Source organism: Bacillus gaemokensis (genome assembly GCF_001590835.1).
Lineage (GTDB): Bacteria > Bacillota > Bacilli > Bacillales > Bacillaceae_G > Bacillus_A > Bacillus_A gaemokensis.
Map to the genome: position 1 here is coordinate 3,947 of NZ_LTAQ01000057.1, position 316 is coordinate 4,262.

The following is a 316-nucleotide window of genomic DNA, read 5'->3' on the forward strand; positions in this document are numbered from 1 at the left end:
TTAACACCTAATGGGAAAGTTGATCGAAAAGCATTACTTGAATTGGAAGGGAATTTACAAACAGGAACGGAATACGAAGCGCCTCGAACAGTTGTAGAGGTACAATTGGCTGAAATATGGAAAGAAGTACTTGGATTAAAACAAGTTGGAGTAAAAGATAACTTTTTTGATATTGGCGGCCACTCTCTAAAGGCAACAGCGTTGGTTTCTAAGGTTTATAAAGAGATGAATGTGAGTATATCTCTAAGAGAAATATTTCAATTTCCGACTCTTCAGCAGATGGCTGGACGTATTACGGACATGGAACAACATATAT

The 316-nt window shown here is 37.3% G+C and carries 1 protein-coding gene; it reads left to right on the forward strand.

From position 1 onward, the window contains the following. The coding region (locus AZF08_RS29355; protein WP_161486810.1) for a phosphopantetheine-binding protein at positions 1-316 on the forward strand (316 nt) is incomplete at both ends.